The 19,014-nt window shown below is 68.8% G+C and carries 19 protein-coding genes and 1 pseudogene; 18 read left to right on the top strand and 2 right to left on the bottom strand.

The features are described 5' to 3' along the window. Window positions 1-30 precede the first annotated feature (30 nt). The gene (locus OXM58_20260; protein ID MDE0150697.1) at window positions 31-828 is read right to left on the bottom strand and encodes an enoyl-CoA hydratase-related protein; all 798 of its coding nucleotides are present in this window, start codon (window positions 826-828) and stop codon (window positions 31-33) included. Between the two features lie 181 nt (window positions 829-1,009). Here OXM58_20260 and OXM58_20255 point away from each other — a divergent pair, with 181 nt between their 5' ends. From OXM58_20255 to OXM58_20195, 13 genes and pseudogenes are all read left to right on the top strand, one after another. Beyond that, the gene (locus OXM58_20255; GenBank protein ID MDE0150696.1) at window positions 1,010-1,288 is read left to right on the top strand and encodes a type II toxin-antitoxin system RelE/ParE family toxin; all 279 of its coding nucleotides are present in this window, start codon (window positions 1,010-1,012) and stop codon (window positions 1,286-1,288) included. A 22-nt stretch (window positions 1,289-1,310) separates the two neighbouring features. Further along, entirely contained in the window at window positions 1,311-1,604 is a 294-nt protein-coding gene (locus OXM58_20250; protein ID MDE0150695.1) for a HigA family addiction module antitoxin, read from the top strand. A gap of 141 nt (window positions 1,605-1,745) precedes the next feature. Further along, window positions 1,746-1,988 (top strand): hypothetical protein, encoded by a 243-nt coding sequence (locus OXM58_20245; protein MDE0150694.1) that lies wholly within the window; start codon window positions 1,746-1,748, stop codon window positions 1,986-1,988. A gap of 28 nt (window positions 1,989-2,016) precedes the next feature. Further along, the gene (locus OXM58_20240) at window positions 2,017-2,808 is read left to right on the top strand and encodes an ABC transporter ATP-binding protein (protein ID MDE0150693.1); all 792 of its coding nucleotides are present in this window, start codon (window positions 2,017-2,019) and stop codon (window positions 2,806-2,808) included. After that, entirely contained in the window at window positions 2,808-3,674 is an 867-nt protein-coding gene (locus tag OXM58_20235) for an ABC transporter permease (GenBank protein ID MDE0150692.1), read from the top strand. The genes OXM58_20240 and OXM58_20235 overlap by 1 nt, the downstream gene beginning before the upstream one ends. Before the next feature lie 85 nt (window positions 3,675-3,759). Continuing rightward, a pseudogene (locus OXM58_20230) lies at window positions 3,760-4,224 on the top strand (cupin domain-containing protein). A gap of 34 nt (window positions 4,225-4,258) precedes the next feature. Continuing rightward, window positions 4,259-5,272: a Rieske 2Fe-2S domain-containing protein gene (locus OXM58_20225; GenBank protein ID MDE0150691.1), complete on the top strand. Its 1,014-nt coding sequence runs from the start codon at window positions 4,259-4,261 to the stop codon at window positions 5,270-5,272. Window positions 5,273-5,674: 402 nt separating this feature from the next. Continuing rightward, window positions 5,675-6,436, top strand: coding sequence for an SDR family oxidoreductase (locus OXM58_20220; GenBank protein MDE0150690.1), 762 nt, complete (start codon window positions 5,675-5,677; stop codon window positions 6,434-6,436). A gap of 2 nt (window positions 6,437-6,438) precedes the next feature. Continuing rightward, window positions 6,439-7,272 (top strand): alpha/beta fold hydrolase, encoded by an 834-nt coding sequence (locus OXM58_20215; GenBank protein ID MDE0150689.1) that lies wholly within the window; start codon window positions 6,439-6,441, stop codon window positions 7,270-7,272. Next, on the top strand, window positions 7,269-8,060 hold the full coding sequence (locus OXM58_20210; protein MDE0150688.1) for an SDR family oxidoreductase: 792 nt from the start codon (window positions 7,269-7,271) through the stop codon (window positions 8,058-8,060). The genes OXM58_20215 and OXM58_20210 overlap by 4 nt, the downstream gene beginning before the upstream one ends. Next, on the top strand, window positions 8,053-9,735 hold the full coding sequence (locus tag OXM58_20205) for a thiamine pyrophosphate-binding protein (protein MDE0150687.1): 1,683 nt from the start codon (window positions 8,053-8,055) through the stop codon (window positions 9,733-9,735). Before OXM58_20210 ends, OXM58_20205 begins: the two co-directional genes overlap by 8 nt. After that, complete coding sequence (locus OXM58_20200) at window positions 9,732-10,544, top strand: aspartate dehydrogenase (GenBank protein ID MDE0150686.1); 813 nt, start codon at window positions 9,732-9,734, stop codon at window positions 10,542-10,544. The genes OXM58_20205 and OXM58_20200 overlap by 4 nt, the downstream gene beginning before the upstream one ends. A 114-nt stretch (window positions 10,545-10,658) precedes the next feature. Beyond that, complete coding sequence (locus OXM58_20195; protein MDE0150685.1) at window positions 10,659-11,363, top strand: gamma-glutamylcyclotransferase; 705 nt, start codon at window positions 10,659-10,661, stop codon at window positions 11,361-11,363. Window positions 11,364-11,406: 43 nt separating this feature from the next. On the opposite strand, the gene OXM58_20190 is transcribed toward OXM58_20195, so the two are convergent. Further along, entirely contained in the window at window positions 11,407-11,661 is a 255-nt protein-coding gene (locus OXM58_20190) for a hypothetical protein (GenBank protein MDE0150684.1), read from the bottom strand. A 326-nt stretch (window positions 11,662-11,987) separates the two neighbouring features. Between OXM58_20190 and OXM58_20185 the strand changes: the two genes are divergently transcribed. From OXM58_20185 to OXM58_20165, 5 genes are all read left to right on the top strand, one after another. Further along, window positions 11,988-12,824: a CoA synthetase gene (locus OXM58_20185; protein MDE0150683.1), complete on the top strand. Its 837-nt coding sequence runs from the start codon at window positions 11,988-11,990 to the stop codon at window positions 12,822-12,824. Between the two features lie 6 nt (window positions 12,825-12,830). Beyond that, a complete protein-coding gene (locus OXM58_20180) occupies window positions 12,831-13,586 on the top strand; it encodes a CoA synthetase (GenBank protein MDE0150682.1) in 756 nt (251 codons plus the stop codon). A 247-nt stretch (window positions 13,587-13,833) separates the two neighbouring features. Next, on the top strand, window positions 13,834-14,880 hold the full coding sequence (locus OXM58_20175) for a hypothetical protein (GenBank protein MDE0150681.1): 1,047 nt from the start codon (window positions 13,834-13,836) through the stop codon (window positions 14,878-14,880). A 79-nt stretch (window positions 14,881-14,959) separates the two neighbouring features. Further along, a complete protein-coding gene (locus OXM58_20170) occupies window positions 14,960-17,338 on the top strand; it encodes a TRAP transporter large permease subunit (protein ID MDE0150680.1) in 2,379 nt (792 codons plus the stop codon). Window positions 17,339-17,366: 28 nt separating this feature from the next. Then, window positions 17,367-19,001 (top strand): choline dehydrogenase, encoded by a 1,635-nt coding sequence (locus OXM58_20165; protein ID MDE0150679.1) that lies wholly within the window; start codon window positions 17,367-17,369, stop codon window positions 18,999-19,001. Window positions 19,002-19,014 lie beyond the last annotated feature (13 nt).

The raw sequence follows: 19,014 nt of genomic DNA, 5'->3' as shown, positions 1-19,014 counted from the left end.
GAATGACGGCATTTGGCGTGCCGCGCCACTCTATTCCACCTCCCGGATATCCAGCTCTTCCGCCACCATCCGGCGCATCAGGGCGTTGCCGTCGTCGGAGACGGCGAGGTCGAGAAACAGGCGGCTTTCCAACTGCAGCGTCTCCGGGTCGACGGGCGGCAGGGCGGCGCGCACCAGCCGCTTGATGTGGGCGAGCGCCTGCGGCGGGCGGCGCGCCAGTTCGCGGGCGATGTCCCGGGCTCGCGCGGCGGCGTCCGGCGCGACCTCGTGGACCATGCCCAGCGCAAGCGCCTCCTCCGGGCCGACGGTGCGACCGCGCAGGGTCATTTCCAGCGCCCGCGCTTCGCCGACCAGCCGGGCCAGCCGCTGGGTGCCGCCGGCGCCGGGCAGGATGCCGAGCCGCGCTTCCGGCAGCCCGTAGGCATGGTCGCCGGCCTCGGCGATGCGCAGGTCGCAGGCCATCGCCAGTTCCCAGCCGCCGCCCATCGCCGTGCCGTTGAGCGCCGCGACCACCGGCTTCGGCAGCGCCTCCAGCCCTTCGGCGATCCGGTTCATCGGGTGGTGGTCGACCGGCGTCGTCTCGTCGAAGCGCCGGCCCCTGGCGCGCAGGGCATCGGACAGCGCGGCCAGTTCGGCGACCGAATAGTGCCAGATGAACACGCCCGGCACGCCGCCTTGCAGGATCACGGCCCGCACATCGTCCGCCGCCATCGCCGGCAGCAGGGCGAGCAACTCCTCCGCCATCGCGCCGGTGAAGAACCCCTCCGGCGGGTTGGCGAAGGTGACGGTCAAAATGCCGTCTTCGAGGGTGTGGCGTACGGCGGTCATGGCATTCGGGTTCCTTCCCAGGGAAAATTCTGCACTGCGCGATTCCTCACCCCCCTCAGATACCGTGAAGGCTTCCGGAAGCAACGGTCGGAAACCCGCTGTCGGGTCTTCGGGCGAGCGGGTTTAAGACTCTCCGCGCTTGGTTGCATATCGCATACCGATATGCGATATTTTGGAAGGTATGATTCGGAGCTTCCGCTGTAAGGACACCGAGCGCCTTGCCAATGGCTATCGGGTGCGGCGTTTCGTTGGCTTCGAGCGGGTTGCGCAGCGCAAACTCACGCAACTGGATGCCGCCGCAACACTGGACTTTCTCCGGGTTCCGCCCGGGAACCGTCTGGAGGCGCTGCGGGGCGACCGGAAAGGCCAATACAGTATCCGGATCAATGACCAATGGCGGCTCTGCTTCCGCTTCGTCGATGGAGACGCTTGGGATGCCGAGATCGTCGATTACTACTGATCTCAATCGAGGACACACCGACATGACCTTGTTGGAACCGGTACATCCCGGCGAAGTTCTCAAGCACGATTTTATGGAGCCTTTCGGCTTGTCCGCCACGGCGCTGGCGAAGGCGATCGGGGTGACACCGGCGCGCATTGCCGAGATCGTCCGCGGTCGCCGCGGCATCACCGCCGAGACCGCGCTGCGTCTGGCGCGGTACTTCGGCACCGACGCTCGGAGCTGGATGAACCTCCAGGACCGGTATGAACTCATGCTTGCGGAACGGAACGAAGCCTCCGCCCTGCGCGCCATTCGTCCGCGCAAATCGGCGTGAGCGCAGCCGATTCGGCCCGATACGATGCGGTCCGTTTTCTTCCGGTAACCCCGGAAGCGCAACGAGGCCCCAAAGCTTTTGACCTGCAAAGGGCCGCCCGCTAGGGTCGCGCCTGTCCCGGAAAACGACGACCGAACCGGCATGACCAGCCCGCGCATGATCCACCCGCTCGCCGGGATCGACTATCCCCGTCAGTGCCGCGACTGGGAGGAGACGCCCTATACCAAGGCGCTGGGCGATGCGCTGGAAAGCCTGTTCGACCGCAGCGTCCACGATCTCGACGGCATCGTCGCCGGCCTGAACGAAGCCGATGTGGCGCCGCCGGACGGCGGGCGCTGGACCGCCGAGATATTCCAGGCCGAAATGGCCCGCCTTGGCACCTGACCCGCGGTCCGGACCGCTTCTGGCGCCCATGCTCCGGCTCAGCTTCAAGGATGTCTCGCGCTATTTCCCGCCGGTGCGCGGCCGGACCGGCAGCGAGGGCGTGCTCGCGGTCGAGGGCGTCAGCATCGACATCGCGGATGGCGAGGTCGTCGCGCTGATCGGGCCGAGCGGCTGCGGCAAGAGCACCCTGCTCAACCTGGCGTCCGGCCTCGACCGGCCGTCCCAGGGCGAGATTTTCGTCGACGGCGAACCGGTCAGCGGGCCGAACGAGCATGTCGCGTTCATGCTCCAGAAAGACCTGCTGCTGCCCTGGCGGACGATCCGCAAGAATGTCGAGTTCGGCCAGGAAATCCGCCGCATGGACGCGGCGCAACGCGAAGAGCGGGCGCGGAAATTCCTCCACCGCTACCATCTGGACGGCTTCGCCAACCATTATCCGCACGAACTGTCCGGCGGCATGCGCCAGCGCGCGGCGCTTGCCCGCACCATGATGATGGACCCGGACGTGCTGCTGCTCGACGAGCCCTTCTCGGCGCTCGACGCCCAGACCAAGATGGTGCTCCAGCAGGACCTGGCCCAGACCGTGGCGGAAGAGAGGAAAACCGCCTTCCTGATCACCCACGACCTGGTCGAGGCGCTGGCGCTGAGCGACCGGGTGCTCGTCATGTCGCGCCGACCCGGCCGGATCATCGAGGAGATCCCGGTCGACATTCCCGGCCGAGACGATCCGATGCGGCGGCGCCAGCACGAGAAGATCGGCCCCATGACCGCCCGGCTGATGTCGCTGCTCGACATCGGCACGGTCGAGCAGACCGTCTGATGGCGGACGGCGCCCCGCTCGCGGTCACGCCCGACCGGGCGCCGGCGGAATCCGCCCGGTTCAGCCTGGCGTCCGCCGTCCAGCGCCGGGAGGTCTGGCTGAGCGCGCTGGCGCTCGTCGCCTTCCTGGCCGGCTGGGAATGGGGACCGCCCCTGCTCGGCATCGCGCCCTACAACATCCCGCGCCTGTCCGCAGTGTTCGAGGAAGGCGTCCATATGTGGGTGAACGGCGAGCTGCTGCGCCACACGCTGATCACCTGCTTCGAGGTCATCGTCGGCTTCGGCCTCGGCTGCCTGATGGGCGCCGTGATGGGCTACGTCCTCGGCATGTCGCGCCTGATGGAGGTCGTCGCCTCGCCCTATATCCTGGCGCTGCAGATCGCGCCCAAGGTCGCCTTCGCGCCGCTGTTCGTGATGTGGTTCGGCTACAACATCACGCCGCGCATCCTGACCGCGATCCTGATCGTCTTCTTCCCGGTGCTGATCAACGTGCTGACCTCGGTGCGCAGCGTCGATCCGTCGATGATCGACCTCGCCCGCCTGTTCAAGGCGACCCGGGCGCAGATCTTCTGGAAGATCGAGTTTCCGTGGTCCCTGCCGGCCCTGTTCAGCGGCCTGCGCATCGGCGCGACCCTGGCTGTGATCGGCGTCACCGTCGCCGAGCTGGTCGGCGGCAATGTCGGCCTCGGCGCGGAACTGGCCAAGGCGGAGGGCGGCGCCAACACGGCCGGGGTGTTCGTCACCATCATTCTGCTTACGGTGATCGGCATCCTGGCGTATGTTCTGGTGATCCTGGCCGAGCGGGCGGTGCTGCGCTACGCGCCGCAAAGGCCGGCCGGGGGAGCCGCCGGCGACATCGCCGGCTGACGGGAAAAAAGCGAGGGAGACAGGCATGGCCCCCGATTCCGGTCCCGCTCCGGTCGAGACGGCGGCGGAGCCGCTGGCGGCGCGGATCGAGACCCGCATCGCCCGCTACGCCACGCGGACCTACGACTGGGACGCGCTGAAATTCCAGGCCGATTTCGATCCGAAATACCGGCGCGCCCAGATGCGCTACATGGGCACCGGCGGCACCGGCGTGGACAGCGACGCCAACACCGTGCCGTCCGAGCATTTCACCTTCTCGACCATGGTGCTGCCGCCGGGCTGCGAGGGACCGCTGCACGTCCATGACGATGTCGAGGAGGTCTTCTTCATGCTGCGCGGCCGGGTGCGCCTGTTCTTCGAGGACGGGGGCGAGCGCTGGGAGACCGAGCTGGGCGAGCGCGACCTGATCTCGGTGCCGCCGGGCGTCTATCGCGGGCTGCTCAACGAGTGGGACGAGGAAGCCCTGATGTGCGTGATGCTGGGCGCCTCGAAGCCGCAGATTCCGACCTATCCGCCGGACCACCCGCTGGCGTCGGTCAAGCGCGGCTGAGCGGCGGCAACGCGAAACGGTAGGGGAAAGACGCATGACCACCGGCGCGGAGATCGACGCCCTCCTCGAAACCGGGCTGCCGGAGCAGTGGTACGCCCTGCTGCCGGCGAACTGGGTCAGGGACGAGCCGGTCGGCATCACCCGTCTGGGCCGGCGCCTCGTGTTGTGGCGCGACGGCGACGGCGCGGTCCGCGTCCACACCGACCGCTGCCCCCACCGCGGCGCCCGGTTCAGCCAGGGCCACGTCATCGACGGGCTGCTGACCTGCACCTATCACGGCATGCAGTTCGACGGCGACGGCACGGTCGTCCGCGTGCCGGCCTATCCGGGCTGCCAGCTGGAAGGCATGCAAGGCGTCCAGACCTGGCCGGCGGTCGAGAAGGCGGACTGCATCTTCGCCTGGATGGGGGAGGGCGAGCCGGCGCCGCTATCCTTCCCACCGGAATTCGACGATCCGGAATGGTCGCATTTCCTGTGCACCGGGACGTGGCAGGGCAGCTACCTCTACGCCCTGGAGAATGTCGTCGACCCGATGCACGGCACCTATCTGCACGCCAAGAGCTACACGCTGGCCTACGGCTCCGGCGCGGACGAGATGGAGATCGAGCGCACCGGCGACGGCTTCACCGTCCGGCGCACCCAACAGGTCGGCAGGAATTTCGACTGGACCGAGTTCCATTCCACGGGTGCGGACTGGGTCCGCCTCGACCTGCCCTATCCGCCGGGCGCCGGGCCGGGCGGCATGTTCCGCATCCTGGGCTATGTCACGCCGGTCGATGCGGACGCCTGCCAAGTCTTCTTCTGGCGCCTGCGCAAGGTCGAGGGCTGGCAGCGCGACCTGTGGCGCTTCATGTACAAGAGCCGGCTCGAGGAACGGCACTGGCATGTGCTGGAGCAGGACCGGGTGGTGATCGAGCAGATGGAGCCGCCCGAGGCCGAGTTGCTCTACCAGCACGATATCGGCGTCACCCACCTGCGCCGCCTGCTGCAAAGGCGGGCGCGGGACTACCTGAAGAGCCGGGCCTCGCCGCCGCTCGCCGCCGAATAGCCGGATGCCCCTTTCTGCGGACCTGGGCCCCGGATCTCCGCTGCGCTCCGTCCGGGGCGGCATGGAGTATTCGTTCCGGAAAGGCGCACGCATCTCGGTGCGCGGACGCCGAGCGTGCACGCAACGCCGTGGGGGAGGGTTTCAAACCCTCCCCTACGATGCCAACCGAATCCCGCTGCCCCAGGGATTCCCCTGCGAAACGGGCCAGGCCGCCGCAAAGTTGTCCTTCCCCCTCTTCAGAGGGGGAAGTGGCCGAGCGCAGCGAGGTCGATGGGGGTGTCCCCGCGCCGGAAAGGCCGTGCCGGCGCCACGGCACCCTCACCTGGCCTCCCCCTCTGAAGAGGGGGAGGAACAGGAAAGCGTCCGTTGGCGGATACTTGCGGTTTTCGGAGAAGAATCCTGATGGGCCTCCTCGACGGCAAGATCGTGGCGGTTACCGGGGCCGGGCGCGGGCTTGGGCGGGCGTTTGCCGAGGCTGCGGCGGTGGAGGGCGCGGCCGCGGTGATCGTTGCGGAACTGGTCGAGGACCGGGGCCGCGAGACGGCCGCGGCGTTGGCGGCTCGCGGTGTCGACGCTCCGTTCATGCCCGTCGATCTCGGCGATCCGGCGAGCGTCGCCGCCCTGGGCCGGGACATCGCCGCGCGCTACGGCCGGCTCGACGGGCTGGTCAACAACGGCGCGATCGCGGCCGGCGTGGGCGGGAAGACCTTCGAGGAAATCGACGTCGAGGCCTGGGACCGGGTCATGGCCGTCAACGTGCGCGGCACCTGGCTCGCGGTGAAGGAACTGGCGCCGCTGCTGCGCAAGGCCGAGGGCGGCGCGCGCATCGTCAACCTCGCGTCCGACACCGCGCTCTGGGGCGCGCCGAAGCTGCTGCACTATGTGTCGAGCAAGGGCGCCATCATCGCCCTGACCCGCTCGCTGGCGCGCGAACTCGGGCCCGACGGCATCGCCGTCAACGCGGTCGCGCCCGGCCTGGTCATGGTCGAGGCGACCGAAGACGTGGCGCAGGCGCGCAAGGACCTCTACGTCTCCGGCCGCGCCATGCCGCGGGCGCAGCATCCCGACGATGTCGTCGGCGCGGTGATGTATCTGCTGTCCGAAGGCGCGGCCTTCGTCACCGGGCAGGTGCTGCCCGTCAACGGGGGGTTTGTATTCAACTAGCGATGTCCCTTCCCGAAATCGAAATCGTCCAGATCGGAAGCCGCCGGGTCGAAATCCGGCAGGCGGGCAGCGGGCCGGTGCTGTTCCTGCTGCACGGCATCGGCTCGGCCTCGCGCGGCTGGATTCACCAGTTTCCCGCCTTCGCTGATCGCTACCGGGTGATCGCCTGGGGCGCGCCGGGCTACGGACAATCGACCGACGTGGACAGCGAAACGCCGGTTCCGCGCGACTACGCCCTGGTCCTGCGCGACCTGGTCGACGCGCTGGAGATCGAGCGCGCGATCCTGTGCGGCAATTCCCTGGGCGCGCTGTTCTCCGCCGCCTTCGCCAATATCGCGCCGGAGCGGGTCGCCGGCCTGTTCCTGTCCGACGCCGCCCAGGGCCACGGCCGGCTTTCCGAAGCGGAGCGGGAAGCAAAACTGCGCGCCCGGCTGGAACCGCTGGAACGGCTGGGCGTCGAAGGCATGGCGCAGGCCCGCGCCGGCAACCTGCTGGCGCCCGACGTGCCGGAGGAGCTGCGCGACACCGTCGCCGGCATCACCGCGGAAATCCGCCCGGTCGGCTACCGGCGGGCCGCCCGGGCGCTCTCGATGGGCGACCTGATGGCCGAGGTCGCGGACTATGACGGGCCGATGGCGGTGGTCTGCGGCGCGGAAGACCGGGTGACGCCGCCCGACACCAACCGCGAGATCGCCGCCAGCCGGCCCCAGGCGAGCTTCACGCTGATCCCCGGCGCCGGACATCTGCCGTACATTGAGCAGCCGGACGCGTTCAACGCGCTGCTCGCCGGATTTGCCGATCCGCTCGCCGATCCTCTCGGGGGGGCCGCCCGATGAATCTGGGACTGTCGGGCAAGCGGGCGCTGGTGACGGGCGGCTCGTCGGGCATCGGCCTGGCGACGGTGAGGCTGCTGCTCGAAGACGGCGCGCGGGTCGCCCTGTGCGGCCGCAGCGCCGACCGGCTGGAGACCGCCGCCGCGCCGCTTCATGAGCGGTTCGGCGACGCCGTGCTGCCCGTCGTCTGCGACGTGCGGGACGAAGCGGCAGTCGCGGCGATGCAGGGCCGGGTGCTGGAGGCTTTCGGCGGGCTGGATATCCTGATCAACAATGCCGGGCAGGGGCGGGTCAGCACCTTCGCCGATACCGACGACGACGCCTGGCGCGACGAGTTCGACCTGAAATTCTTCTCGGTCATCCGGCCGACCCGCGCCTTCCTGCCGGCGCTGAAGGAAAGCGCGGCCGGCAGCATCGTCGTGGTCAATTCCCTGCTCGCGCGCCAGCCGGAGTCGCACATGGTCTGCACCGCGGCCCTGCGCGCCGGCGTCCAGAATCTCGTCAAGTCCATGAGCGTCGAGTTCGCGCCCGACGGGGTGCGGGTCAACGCCATCCTGCTCGGGCTGGTTTATTCGGGCCAGTGGCAGCGGCGGTACGAAGCTAGGTCCGACCCGGCCCAGAGCCTGGAGGACTGGATGGCGGCTCTGGCGGTCGAGAAGAACATTCCCCTCGGCCGGCTGGGCGCGCCGGATGAGGCCGCCTCGGCGGTGGTCTACCTGGCCTCGCCGGCTGCGGCCTACATCTCCGGCGCGGCGCTCGAAGTCTCGGGCGGGACTTCCCGCTTTGCCTGAGGCCCCGTCGACCGTCGGCGACCTGGTCGCCGCCTTTCTCGACGCCTGCGGCGTGCGGACCGCCTTCGGCGTCATCTCGATCCACAACATGCCGGTGCTCGACGCCTTCGCGCGCGGCAACCGGATGCGCTTCGTGCCGGCGCGCGGCGAGGCCGGCGCGCTCAACATGGCCGACGCCTTCGCCCGGGTCTCCGGCGGTCTCGGCGTCGGCGTGACCTCGACCGGCGTGGCGGCGGGCAATGCCGCCGGCAGCCTGGTCGAGGCGCGCACGGCAGGCTCGCCGGTGCTGCATCTGACCGGCCAGATCGAGCGCGGCTGGCTCGATCGCGGCTGGGGCTATATCCACGAGGCGCCCGACCAGCCGACCATGCTGAAGGGGGTATCCAAGGCGTTCTTCCGGGTCGGCGCGCCGGAAGAAGCGCTCGCCGTGCTGCGCGAGGCGGTGCGGACCGCGCGGACGCCGCCGGCCGGGCCGGTCAGCGTGGAAATTCCCATCGATGTGCAGGCGGCAGCGGTCGACATGCCGGAGTCGCCGGCGCCGCCGAAGATCGCTCGCACCCGGCCGGCGCCGGCCGATCTGGATGCGCTGGCCGAGGCGGTCGCCGGGGCGCGGCGGCCGGTGCTGTGGCTCGGCGGCGGCGCGCGCGGTGCGGACTCGGCGGCCCTGCGCCTGGCCGATATGGGCGTCGGCATCGTGACCAGCACGAACGGCCGCGGCGTCGTGCCGGAGACCCATCCGATGACGCTCGGCGCGTTCAACGCCGCAACGCCGGTCGAGGAATTCTACGGCACCTGCGATCTCCTGGTCGTCGTGGGTTCGCGCCTGCGCGGCAACGAAACCCTGAAATGGAATCTGGGCCTGCCGGAAAACCGCTGGCGCGTGGACTGCGACCCGTCGATGGACGGCCGTGGCTATACGACCGCGCGCTTCGTCCGGGGCGACGCGGTGGCGGCGCTCGGCGGGTTGGCCGACCGGCTGACCGGACGGCTGCGCTTCGACCCGGCGTTCGCCGCCGATCTCGGCGCTGCGAGGCAGGCGGCGGAGGCCGGACTGACGGCCAATCTGGGCGAGAGCTGGAGCGCGGTGCTGGACGCGGTGAAGGCGCACTTTCCGGCCGGTTCGCCGTGGGTGCGCGACATTACACTTAGCAACAGCATCTGGGGCAACCGGGCGGTGCCGCTCACCGGTTCGCGCCGGGGCGTGCATTCGCTGGGCGGCGCGATCGGGCAGGGCCTGCCGATGGCGGTCGGCGCGGCGCTCGCCGAACCGGGCCGCCGGACGGTCGCGCTGGTCGGCGACGGCGGCTTCGCCCTCAATCTCGGCGAGCTGGCGACGGCGGCGCAGGAGAAGGCGCCCGTCACCGTCCTGCTGATGAACGACGGCGGCTACGGCGTGATCCGCAACATCCAGGACGCCCGTTACGGCGGCCGGCGCCACTATGCCGACCTGCTGACGCCGGACTTCGCCGCCCTGTGCGCCAGCATGGGCGTGCGCCACCTGAAGGCCGCGAGCGTCGAGACGTTCGGGCAGCTGCTGCCCAAGGCGCTGGACGGCGAGGGCCCGGCGGTATTGGAGGTCGACATGGCCGGCATCGGCCCGTTCGCCCGGCCCTTCGCCGGCCCGCCTGTGCGGGAGAAAAAGGTGCGGGAAAAGGGGAGCGGGGGCAAACCATGACGGACCGGGCGCAAAAGGCCGTCGCCATCGTCGGCTACGGCGCGATCGGGCGCTACACCGTCGGCGCGCTGGCGGACGATGCGACCTGCCGCATCGCCGCCGTGATCGTCCGTCCGGCCCGGGTCGCTGAGACGCAGGCGGCGCTCGGCCCCGACATTCAGGTCACCGACAGCATCGCGGCGCTGGCCGAACCGCCGGGCCTGATCGTCGAGGCGGCGGGCCACGGCGCGCTCGGCGAACACGGCGTGCCGGCCCTGCGCGCCGGTCACCGTCTGCTCGTCGTCTCGGTCGGCGCGCTCGCGGACCGGGCCCTGCTTGCGAAGTTGGAACGGGCCGCAGAGGAGGGTTGCGGCACGGCCGAGATCGCGCCCGGCGCGGTCGGCGGCATCGACGCGCTCGCCGCGGCGCGCCAGGGCGGGCTGGAGCGCGTGACCTACACCTCGCGCAAGCCGCCGCCGGCCTGGAAGGGCACGCCGGGCGAAGCCCTGTGCGACCTCGACCGGCTCGACGCGCCCTTCACCCTGTTCGAGGGCCCGGCCGACGAAGCCGCGCAGACCTATCCGAAGAACGCCAACGTGGCGGCGACCGTGGCGCTGGCCGGCGCCGGCTTCGACCGGACGGACGTGCGCATCGTCGCCGACCCGCAAGCGCCCGGCAACGTGCACGAGATCGAAGCCACAGGCGCGTTCGGCCGGATGGCGCTGCGCATGGAGGGCAGGCCGCTGCCCGACAATCCCAAAACGTCGAGCCTCACCGCCTTCTCCGTCCTGCGCGCGATCCGCAACGAGGCGGCGGCGATCCGCATCTGACGCTTGCGGCTCCTGCATAGGGGGCCGGACCGCCGCGCCGGGTGACGCGCCCTCCGTCCTCGCCTATAAGGCCGCGTTCTTCCTGAAACGCCTCCTATCGAACAGCCCTTGCCGATGCGCGATACCGACGCGAGCGAATTCCGGCTGACCCGCGAGGTTATCCTCAGCGGCGTGCTGCGGGAGTATATCAGGGCGAACGCGCCGGACGTGCCGATCCTGTCGGACGAGGAGCTGGAAGCGTCGTGGCGGGAGACCTTGGCCGCCCGGCCCGGCGGCTCTCCGGCACGGGGCGGCGATGTCTGGGTGTTCGGCTACGGCTCGCTGATCTGGAACCCGGCGATCCACTTCGTCGAACGGCGGATCGCGCGGCTGTACGGCTATCACCGGCGCTTCTGCCTGTGGACCCATCTGGGGCGCGGCACGCCGGAGCGGCCCGGCCTGATGCTGGGGCTGGAGCCCGGCGGCTCCTGCGTCGGCATGGCGTTCCGGATCGCCGCGCAGGCGGTGGCCGAAGAGATCGGGATCGTCTGGCGGCGCGAGATGTTCGGCGACGCCTACCGGGCGCGCTGGTGCCGCGTCGCAACCGGCGAAGGGCCGGTCTGGGCGGTGACCTTCCTGATCAACCCGGCCCATCCGCGCTATGCCGGCCGGCCGCCGGAGGCCGAGATGGTGGATGCGCTGGCCCATGCCGCAGGACCGCTCGGCACGACGCGCGCCTATCTCGACAACACGCTCGCCCACCTGGCCGAATACGGCATCCGCGACCGCCCCCTCGCCCGCCTGCAACGGCTCGCGGCGCTGGAGGCGGGGGTGGGATAGTCGATCCTGATTTCCGGGTTTCGAGGCGGTTCCGAACGGCGAATCAGTCGCCAGCCTCGCCGCGCAGCCGGTCGATCGTTTCGTTCGTGACGAAGCGGCCCCCGCGCTTCCGAAAGGGGCGAAAGCCGAACTCTGCAACGGGCTGATCCATGCTGTCATCCGCGTCGTTTCGGCCGGCGCCGGTCAGCGACCGCCTGAGCAAGTCGGAGACCACGGCGCCTGCCGGTCTCGATTCGCTGTTCGCGATTTCCCGGATCGCCTGCAACACATCGTCGTCGATGTTCAGCGTTGTGCGCATCGTCCGGCCTTGTTCATGTCGATTATGGACCGATGAAAATGGGCGTTCGAGCGTCCGCCATCAACAGGTCAACATTGCAAAAAGAAACCACAATGTTGCGCCGGACCCGATCCGGCGCTCAGAGGCCGTCCGAACGGCGGTAGCCTGTGGCTCTGGGCCCCGGATCTCCGCTTCGCTCCGTCCGGGGCGACATGTTTTTGGGTTTGAAACGTTATCGAGAGTAAACCCTATGCGCCGGACGGCGGCTTTCCCGCCCGCCGGCCGCCATTGAGCTTGCGGGCCGGGCCTGTCACACTGGCGCCGCCGCAACGAACCGGAGCCGCCCCATGTCAGATGTCCTTCTCGCCGATGTCGACGCCCTCGCCGCCGAGGTGCCGGACGGCGCCAAGCTCGCCGTGTTCAAGGCGGAAGGCGGCTGCGCGGCGATGGCGGCAACCTTTGCGCTGATCCGGCGCGGCGTGCGGGACCTGCATCTGGTGACCGTCCCGACCAGCGGGCTCCAGGCCGACATGCTGATCGGCGCCGGCTGCGTCGCTACGGTCGAGACCAGCGGCGTGACGCTGGGCGAATACGGCCAGGCGCCCTGCTTCGGCCGCGCCGTCCGGTCCGGCGCAATCCGGGTCATCGACAGCACCTGCCCGGCGGTCTACGCCGGCTTGCAGGCGGGCGAGAAGGGCATCCCCTTCATGCCGCTGCGCGGGCTGATCGGCTCCGACATCGTTCGCCATCGCGACGACTACCGGATCGTCGACAACCCATTCGCCGAAGACGATCCCATCGTCGCCCTGCCGGCGATCGTGCCGGATATCGCGCTGTTCCACGCGCCGCTGGCCGACCGGTCCGGCAACGTCTGGATCGGCCGCCAGGCCGAACTGAAGGTCATGGCCCATGCCGCGCGGACGACGCTGGTGACCTGCGAACGGCTTTATGACGGCAACCTGCTGCAGGACGAAGCGCTGGCGCCGGCGACGATCCCCGAAATGTATATCGGCGGCGTCGCGGTCGCCGAGCGGGGCGCGTGGCCCTATGGCGTGACCGGCCTGTACGAGGACGACGCCGGCCGGTTCACAGCCTATGCGGGCATGGCGAAAACGGAGGATGGTTTCGCCGCTTGGCTCGACGAGACTGTCTACGGCAATGCGCCGGCCGTCGCGGCCGAATAGCGGCGGATGTCTACCGACTTTGCCCTCGAAGAACTGCTGATCGCGGCGATTGCCGATCTGCTCGAAGGCTGCGGCCACATCGCCGTCGGCGTCTCCTCGCCGATCCCCGGCTCGGCGGCGCTGCTGCGCCGGCACCGCGACCGGGCGGCCGGCAAACGCACCCGGGTCTCGATCATCGGCACCACAATCCCGGCCTACAGGACCGACGGCGGCGTCGACCTGTTCGACAGTGCCGGCCAGGGCCGGGTCGACGCCTTCTTCCTGTCCGGCGGTCAGATCGACGGCAGGGCGAACATCAACCTGGTCGGCGTCGGCGAAGGCTATCCGCAGCAGACGGTGCGCTGGTCCGGCTCGTTCGGCAGCGCCTATCTCTATTTCATGGTGCCGAAGGTCATCCTGTTCCGGCTCGAGCATTCCCGGCGCACCATGGTCGAGGCGGTCGATTTCATCAGCGCGCCCGGCGTCAGCCCGCCCGGCGTCCACCGGCCCGGCGGTCCCTTCGCCCTGGCGACCGACCTGTGCCTGTTCCGCTTCGACCGGCAGCGGGCGCGGTTTACGCTGTCGAGCGTGCATCCCGGCCGCACGGTCGAAGAGGTGCGGGACAACACGGGCTTCGATTTCGACATTCCCGAAACGGTGCCGGAGACCGCGCCGCCGGATGCGGAAACCCTCGCCGTCCTGCGCGAAACCGTGGCGCCGGATATCGCCGACCCCTATCCCAAATTCGCCCGGAGGGTGTGGGGCGTTTCTGCGGCGGCATAGCGCGTCGCGGCGCAATACTTAACATGTTAATTTTCAGGCTGGCGGCCCGCCCGCCGATCGGCAGCCGGTCAGCCTGCGGCCCCGCGCCGAAAGCCGCATCGTGCGCGGCACGCCTGCACTGCGGCCTCGAACGCGATCCAACTTTCCCGGCCTCGCCGATGCCGCTATAGAAAGCCGGTCGTTGACCATGCAACGAAATGGGCAACGAAATGGGCAACGGAATTGGGCAAAGAATTTGGGAGGAATCATGTCCGGAAAACTCGCACTGACCGCCTTGGCGGCGACCATGGCGTTCGCCGTTTCGGCCAACGCCCAGCAGAACCTGACCGCGGAGACCGCCAGCCCCGGCGGCGTGCCGCACGCAACGATCACCACCCTCGCCGAACTGGCTTCGGCGGCGGGAATCGCCAATTTCCAGGTCGCCGAGGGCCAGACCCTGACCAACTCGCTTCAGAACCTGGCCCAGGGCAAGACGGATGTCGCGGCGGTCCCGCTCATCCTGCCCTTCCTGCTGTCGCGCGGCGCCGGGCCCTACGGCAAGCTCGGCAAGAAAAAGGGCGCTGAGCTCGTCAAGAATACGGCGGCGCTCTACACCTACACCTACGGCGGCTACGGGCTTTATGCCTTCGACAGTTCGAGCGTCAAAGGCTGGAAGGACATCAAGGGCAAGACGATCGTCAACGGCCCGCCCCGCGGCGCGGCGCTGAACATCGCCCGGGCGATCGTGAGGATCGTGACCGGCTATTCCGACGGCAAGGACTACAAGGGCGTGCAGTCCAACTGGGGCCAGATGGTCAAGACCATCACCGACGGCACCGGCGACGCCATGGTCCTGCCGATCACCTTCCCGGACACCCGGATCCTGCGGTCGCTCGGCTCCGGCAGCATCACCCTGTGGTCGGTGCCCAAGAAGGCGTGGGACTCCAAGGCCATGCAAAGATATCTCAAGGCGCCGGGAACGGCCCCGTGGGTTATCGATCTCAAGACCGTCAAGCCGATCAAGGGGCTCACCATCGTCTCCGAGGACGGCACATACCGCGCCCCGGGCACGGCGGGCGCCGAGATGGTCCAGACGTCGATGAGCTTCGACCTGGCCAAGGCGCTCACCAAGGCGGCGATCTCCAACGTGAAGAAGTTCACGTCGAAGGCGCCCTACATGGCGAACATCTTCCTCGGCGAAATCGACCCGGCGAAGACCGGCATGTGCGGTCCGATACCGGTGAAATACCATCCGGGCGCCGTAGCGGCCTGGGAGGAAGCCGGCCACAAGGTTCCCGATTGCGCCAGACCGTAGTCTGAACCGGCTTCGGGGCCGCGGTTTCCGCCGCGGCCCTCCCGCCGCACCCTTTCCGCCGCACCGGGCGAATGCACAAGTGTCCGAAAATGTCATTCCGGGCCCCGCCCGCCGCGGCCTCAGTCATCGTATTGTCTATGTTCTGTCGATCGCGCTCGTCGTCGTCGGCCTGATCAACATGATGCCGGGAATACCCGGCCTCGACGATCTGGCGCGGGATATCGCGGGCAATCCCCGCTTCATCATCCGCAAATTCCCTTACGAATATTATTATCCGCTCTACTTCGCCGCGATGATGCTGACGGTTGCGCTGCATCATTCGATGTGGCGCGCCTGGACCGACAAAAGCCGCCTGCGCCGCGGTTTCGGCCTGTTCATGGACCTGGCGCTCGTGACGATGGCGATCGCCATCTCGCTCACCTACCTCGTCGAGTTCGAATCGGTCTGCCTCATCGACCGGATCACCGGCGACCGCGCGCGCCTGATCGCCGAGAGCCTGAAGGTCGAGCAGGAGACCGCCAAGATGCTCGGCCTGCCCGAGCCCCTGACGGTGGAAGACCCGCAATGCCTGTACACCACGGGCGGCTGGATCGTCGCGATCGTCGGGCTCGCGATCATGGTTTTCCTGACCTTCAACATCAAGGTCTGGGGGTTTCCGCTCGTCCTTGTCGCCCTTCTGATCGCCGCCTACACCATCGTAACCATCCTGATCTGGTACGTTTACGGCGCCCAGGACATCGACAAGTATCTGGTGACCAAGCTCGGCGGCGAGCCGCGATCGCTGGCGGACGGCCGGCCCCGGGTCCATGACATTCTGACCAACAACGCATCCGGCCTGCTCGGCCGGTTCATCGATATCACGCTCAACGAGATTTTCCCGTACCTGATCCTGGGATCGCTGTTCGGCGCCTCGGCCGGCGGCCGGTCGCTGATCAAGCTCGCCTTCCGCTGGACGCGGCGCCTGCGCGGCGGGCCGGCGCATGCGGCCATCGTGTCCTCGGCGATGTTCGGCACGATCTCCGGCGGGCCGATCGTCAACGTGCTCTCGACCGGCGTTCTGACCATCCCGATGATGATGAAGCGGGGCTTTTCGCGCGTGTTCGCCGGCGGGGTGGAGGCCGCGGCCTCGTCCGGCGGCTCGATCATGCCGCCGGTCATGGGCGTCGCCGCCTTCGTTCTGGCCGCGATGACGGGGGTTCCCTACAGCGATGTGATCGTCGCCGCCGCCATCCCGGCGTTCGCCTATTTCCTCTGCCTCTTCCTGTCCGCGGTCTTCCAGTCGCGCAAACAGAATATCGAAGCCCTGGGCGTGCTGACGCCGGACATGCACCTGTCGCGCCAGGACATCTACAACCTGATCATGATCTTCGGGCCGATCCTGATCATCCTGTTCCTGCTGCTGACGCCGAAGCAGAATGTCGGCTGCGGCTGGTTCGACGGCCTGCTCGGCGCCGAGCGCGTCTTTGCCGCGGGGGTGTGCAAGGTCTCCGAACTGCCGTGGCTGCTGAAACTGGTGCAGAACGCCGCCGGCGATGCCGGAAGCGCGGGCTGGTGGGCCGTCGCCCTGCTGATTTGCCTGCTCTTCCTCGATCCCGAAATGCGCGCCCGGCCGCGCAAACTGCTCGATGCGTTGTCGAATGCCGGTATCCTGATTTCCACGCTCTACCTCATGTTCCTGGCGGTTTCGATCATCGATTTCTGCCTGAAATTTACCGGCCTGCCCTTCTTCATATCGCTCGACGTGCTGCAATGGCTGCAGAGCCTCAACCTGGGCGCCGGCGGCTCCGTCGTGTTCCAGTTCATGGCGCTCGCCATGACCATGCTGCTGGCGGTGCTTCTCGGCATGGGCATGCCGGCGGTGCCGGCCTATGTGAACGTCGCCCTGCTGATGGGGCCGGTTCTCGCCGGGCTCGGCATCTCCATCTTCACCGCGCACATGTTCATCTTCTATTTCGCCGTGGCGTCGGCGATCACCCCGCCGGTGGCGATCGCGGCCTTCGCGGCCAGTTCCATCACCAAGGCCGAGCCGATGGCGACCGGATTCTCCGCGGTCCGCTCCGGTATCGTCATGTTCGTCATCCCCTTCGCGTTCGCGGTCTATCCGGAATTGCTCGTGATCGAGGAAGCGTTTCTGGATCCCACGGCGAGCGGCACCAAGGTTTCCTACCTGCCCGGCTATGACGGCACGGTGGATGCGGCATCCCTGCTGTGGCTGATCGCGCGGCTGGTGCTCGCGCTCTACCTGCTTGCGAGCGCGCTGGCGCGGTTCGACCGTGCCGGACTGCCGTTGTGGGACACCGGGCTGCGCCTGGCGCTGGCCCTCCTCGTCATTTCGGCGGATCCAACTGTCTACGGCCCCGCCATCGCCGCCGCGGCCCTGTGGATCGGCTGGCACGGTTTCCGGACCCGCCGTCTCGGCATTTCCGGCGACACCGCACCCCAACCGATCCGCGACTGAGCGACGGCCGGCGCTCCCGATCTCTTCGATGGCCGAGGAATTCGACTATATCGTCGTCGGCGCGGGCAGCGCAGGCTGCGTGCTGGGCGCCCGATTGTCCGAAGACCCTTCCGTCCGCGTGCTGGTGCTCGAGGCCGGCGGGCGGGACTGGATGCCGCTCTACAAGGTGCCGATGTTCGCCGGCATCCTGTTCCGCAAGCGCTACAACAACTGGAACTATGTCACCGAGCCGGAGCCGGGCCTGGACGGCCGCCGGCTGAACTGGCCGCGCGGCAAGGTGCTGGGCGGATCGAACCAGATCAACGGCATGATCTACACCCGCGGCCATCGGCTGGACTACGACAGCTGGCGCCAGATGGGCTGCACGGGCTGGTCCTATGACGACGTCCTGCCCTTTTTCACCAGGTCGGAGGATTTCCAGGGGCCGGACGCGGACCATCACGGCAAGGGCGGGCCGCTCACCGTCCGGCCCGGCCGCGCCACGGCGCCGCTCTACGATGCGCTGATCGAGGCTGGCGCCCAGGCCGGCTATCCGGTGACGGAGGATTTCAACGAACCGGAGCGCGAGGGTTTCGGCCGCTACCATTTCACGATCCGCGACGGCCGGCGCTGGACCACGGCGCAGGCCTTTCTCAAGCCGGCAATGGAGCGGCCCAACCTGACGGTGCGCACCGGCTGCCATACCACCGGCATCGCGCTTGAGCGGGGCAAGGCGGTCGGTCTGCACTATCGCAGCAAGGGCCGGATGCACGAGGTCTGCGCGGCGCGCGAAATCGTGCTGTCCGGCGGCGCGATCGCCTCGCCCCAACTGCTGCTGCTGTCGGGCATCGGCCCGGCCGACGCGCTGAGAGAGGCCGGCGTGCCCGTCGTGCACAACCTGCCCGGCGTCGGCGAAAACCTGCACGATCATCTGGTTGCGCGCATGCAATACGCCTGCAACGCGCCGGTCGGCATCTACGATGAGCTGCGGCTGGATCGTGCCACCTGGCACACCGTCAACGCCCTGCTGCGGGGGCGCGGCTTCGGGGCCGAATTCGCCTTGCAGGGCGGCTGCTTCATCCGCACGCGGCCGGAACTGGCGGCGCCCGACATCCAGCTCAATTTCGTTGCCGCCATGAAGCCCGTGACCCATCTGCCGTTCGCGAAACCGGGGCCGGACGGCGACCACGGCTTCTACGCCGGCGTGCACATGACCGTTCCGGAGAGCCGCGGGCGGCTGTGGCTGGCTTCGGACGATCCGTTCGCGCCGCCGCGCCTCAACGCCAACTACCTGGCGACGGAGGGCGACCGCCGCACCATGCGCGCCGGCGTCAGGGCCCTGCGCGAGGTGTTCCGCCAGCCGGCGATCGCCCGCTATATCGAGCGGGAACGGGCGCCCGGCCCGGACGTCGAGAGCGACGCCGATCTCGACGCCTGGATCCGCAGCGTCGGCGATACCGTGTTCCACCCGGTCGGCACCTGCAGGATGGGCGCTGACGACATGGCCGTGGTCGATCCGCGCCTGCGCGTCCGCGGGATCGAGGGCCTGCGCGTCGCCGACGCCAGCATCATGCCGGTCATCAACGGCTCCAACACCAACGCGCCCACCATCATGATCGCGGAAAAGGCTGCGGCGATGATCGCCGAGGACCGGGAGAGCGCGGCGCGTAACCCCGCATCGTGAAGCCGGAGAATTG

The organism is Rhodospirillaceae bacterium (assembly GCA_028819475.1).
Taxonomy (GTDB): domain Bacteria; phylum Pseudomonadota; class Alphaproteobacteria; order Bin65; family Bin65; genus Bin65.
This window is presented reverse-complemented; position numbering and strand designations above follow the sequence as displayed.

Excerpts from the sequence above, each read along its gene's own strand:
- OXM58_20240 (MDE0150693.1), top strand. The coding sequence starts at position 2,017 with ATGCTCCGGCTCAGCTTCAAGGATGTCTCGCGCTATTTCCCGCCGGTG.
- OXM58_20190 (MDE0150684.1), bottom strand. The coding sequence starts at position 11,661 with ATGCGCACAACGCTGAACATCGACGACGATGTGTTGCAGGCGATCCGG.
- OXM58_20185 (MDE0150683.1), top strand. The coding sequence starts at position 11,988 with ATGTCAGATGTCCTTCTCGCCGATGTCGACGCCCTCGCCGCCGAGGTG.
- OXM58_20180 (MDE0150682.1), top strand. The coding sequence starts at position 12,831 with ATGTCTACCGACTTTGCCCTCGAAGAACTGCTGATCGCGGCGATTGCC.
- OXM58_20195 (MDE0150685.1), top strand. The coding sequence starts at position 10,659 with ATGCGCGATACCGACGCGAGCGAATTCCGGCTGACCCGCGAGGTTATC.
- OXM58_20260 (MDE0150697.1), bottom strand. The coding sequence starts at position 828 with ATGACCGCCGTACGCCACACCCTCGAAGACGGCATTTTGACCGTCACC.
- OXM58_20220 (MDE0150690.1), top strand. The coding sequence starts at position 5,675 with ATGGGCCTCCTCGACGGCAAGATCGTGGCGGTTACCGGGGCCGGGCGC.
- OXM58_20200 (MDE0150686.1), top strand. The coding sequence starts at position 9,732 with ATGACGGACCGGGCGCAAAAGGCCGTCGCCATCGTCGGCTACGGCGCG.
- OXM58_20235 (MDE0150692.1), top strand. The coding sequence starts at position 2,808 with ATGGCGGACGGCGCCCCGCTCGCGGTCACGCCCGACCGGGCGCCGGCG.
- OXM58_20255 (MDE0150696.1), top strand. The coding sequence starts at position 1,010 with ATGATTCGGAGCTTCCGCTGTAAGGACACCGAGCGCCTTGCCAATGGC.
- OXM58_20165 (MDE0150679.1), top strand. The coding sequence starts at position 17,367 with ATGGCCGAGGAATTCGACTATATCGTCGTCGGCGCGGGCAGCGCAGGC.
- OXM58_20245 (MDE0150694.1), top strand. The coding sequence starts at position 1,746 with ATGACCAGCCCGCGCATGATCCACCCGCTCGCCGGGATCGACTATCCC.
- OXM58_20175 (MDE0150681.1), top strand. The coding sequence starts at position 13,834 with ATGTCCGGAAAACTCGCACTGACCGCCTTGGCGGCGACCATGGCGTTC.
- OXM58_20250 (MDE0150695.1), top strand. The coding sequence starts at position 1,311 with ATGACCTTGTTGGAACCGGTACATCCCGGCGAAGTTCTCAAGCACGAT.
- OXM58_20210 (MDE0150688.1), top strand. The coding sequence starts at position 7,269 with ATGAATCTGGGACTGTCGGGCAAGCGGGCGCTGGTGACGGGCGGCTCG.
- OXM58_20225 (MDE0150691.1), top strand. The coding sequence starts at position 4,259 with ATGACCACCGGCGCGGAGATCGACGCCCTCCTCGAAACCGGGCTGCCG.
- OXM58_20215 (MDE0150689.1), top strand. The coding sequence starts at position 6,439 with ATGTCCCTTCCCGAAATCGAAATCGTCCAGATCGGAAGCCGCCGGGTC.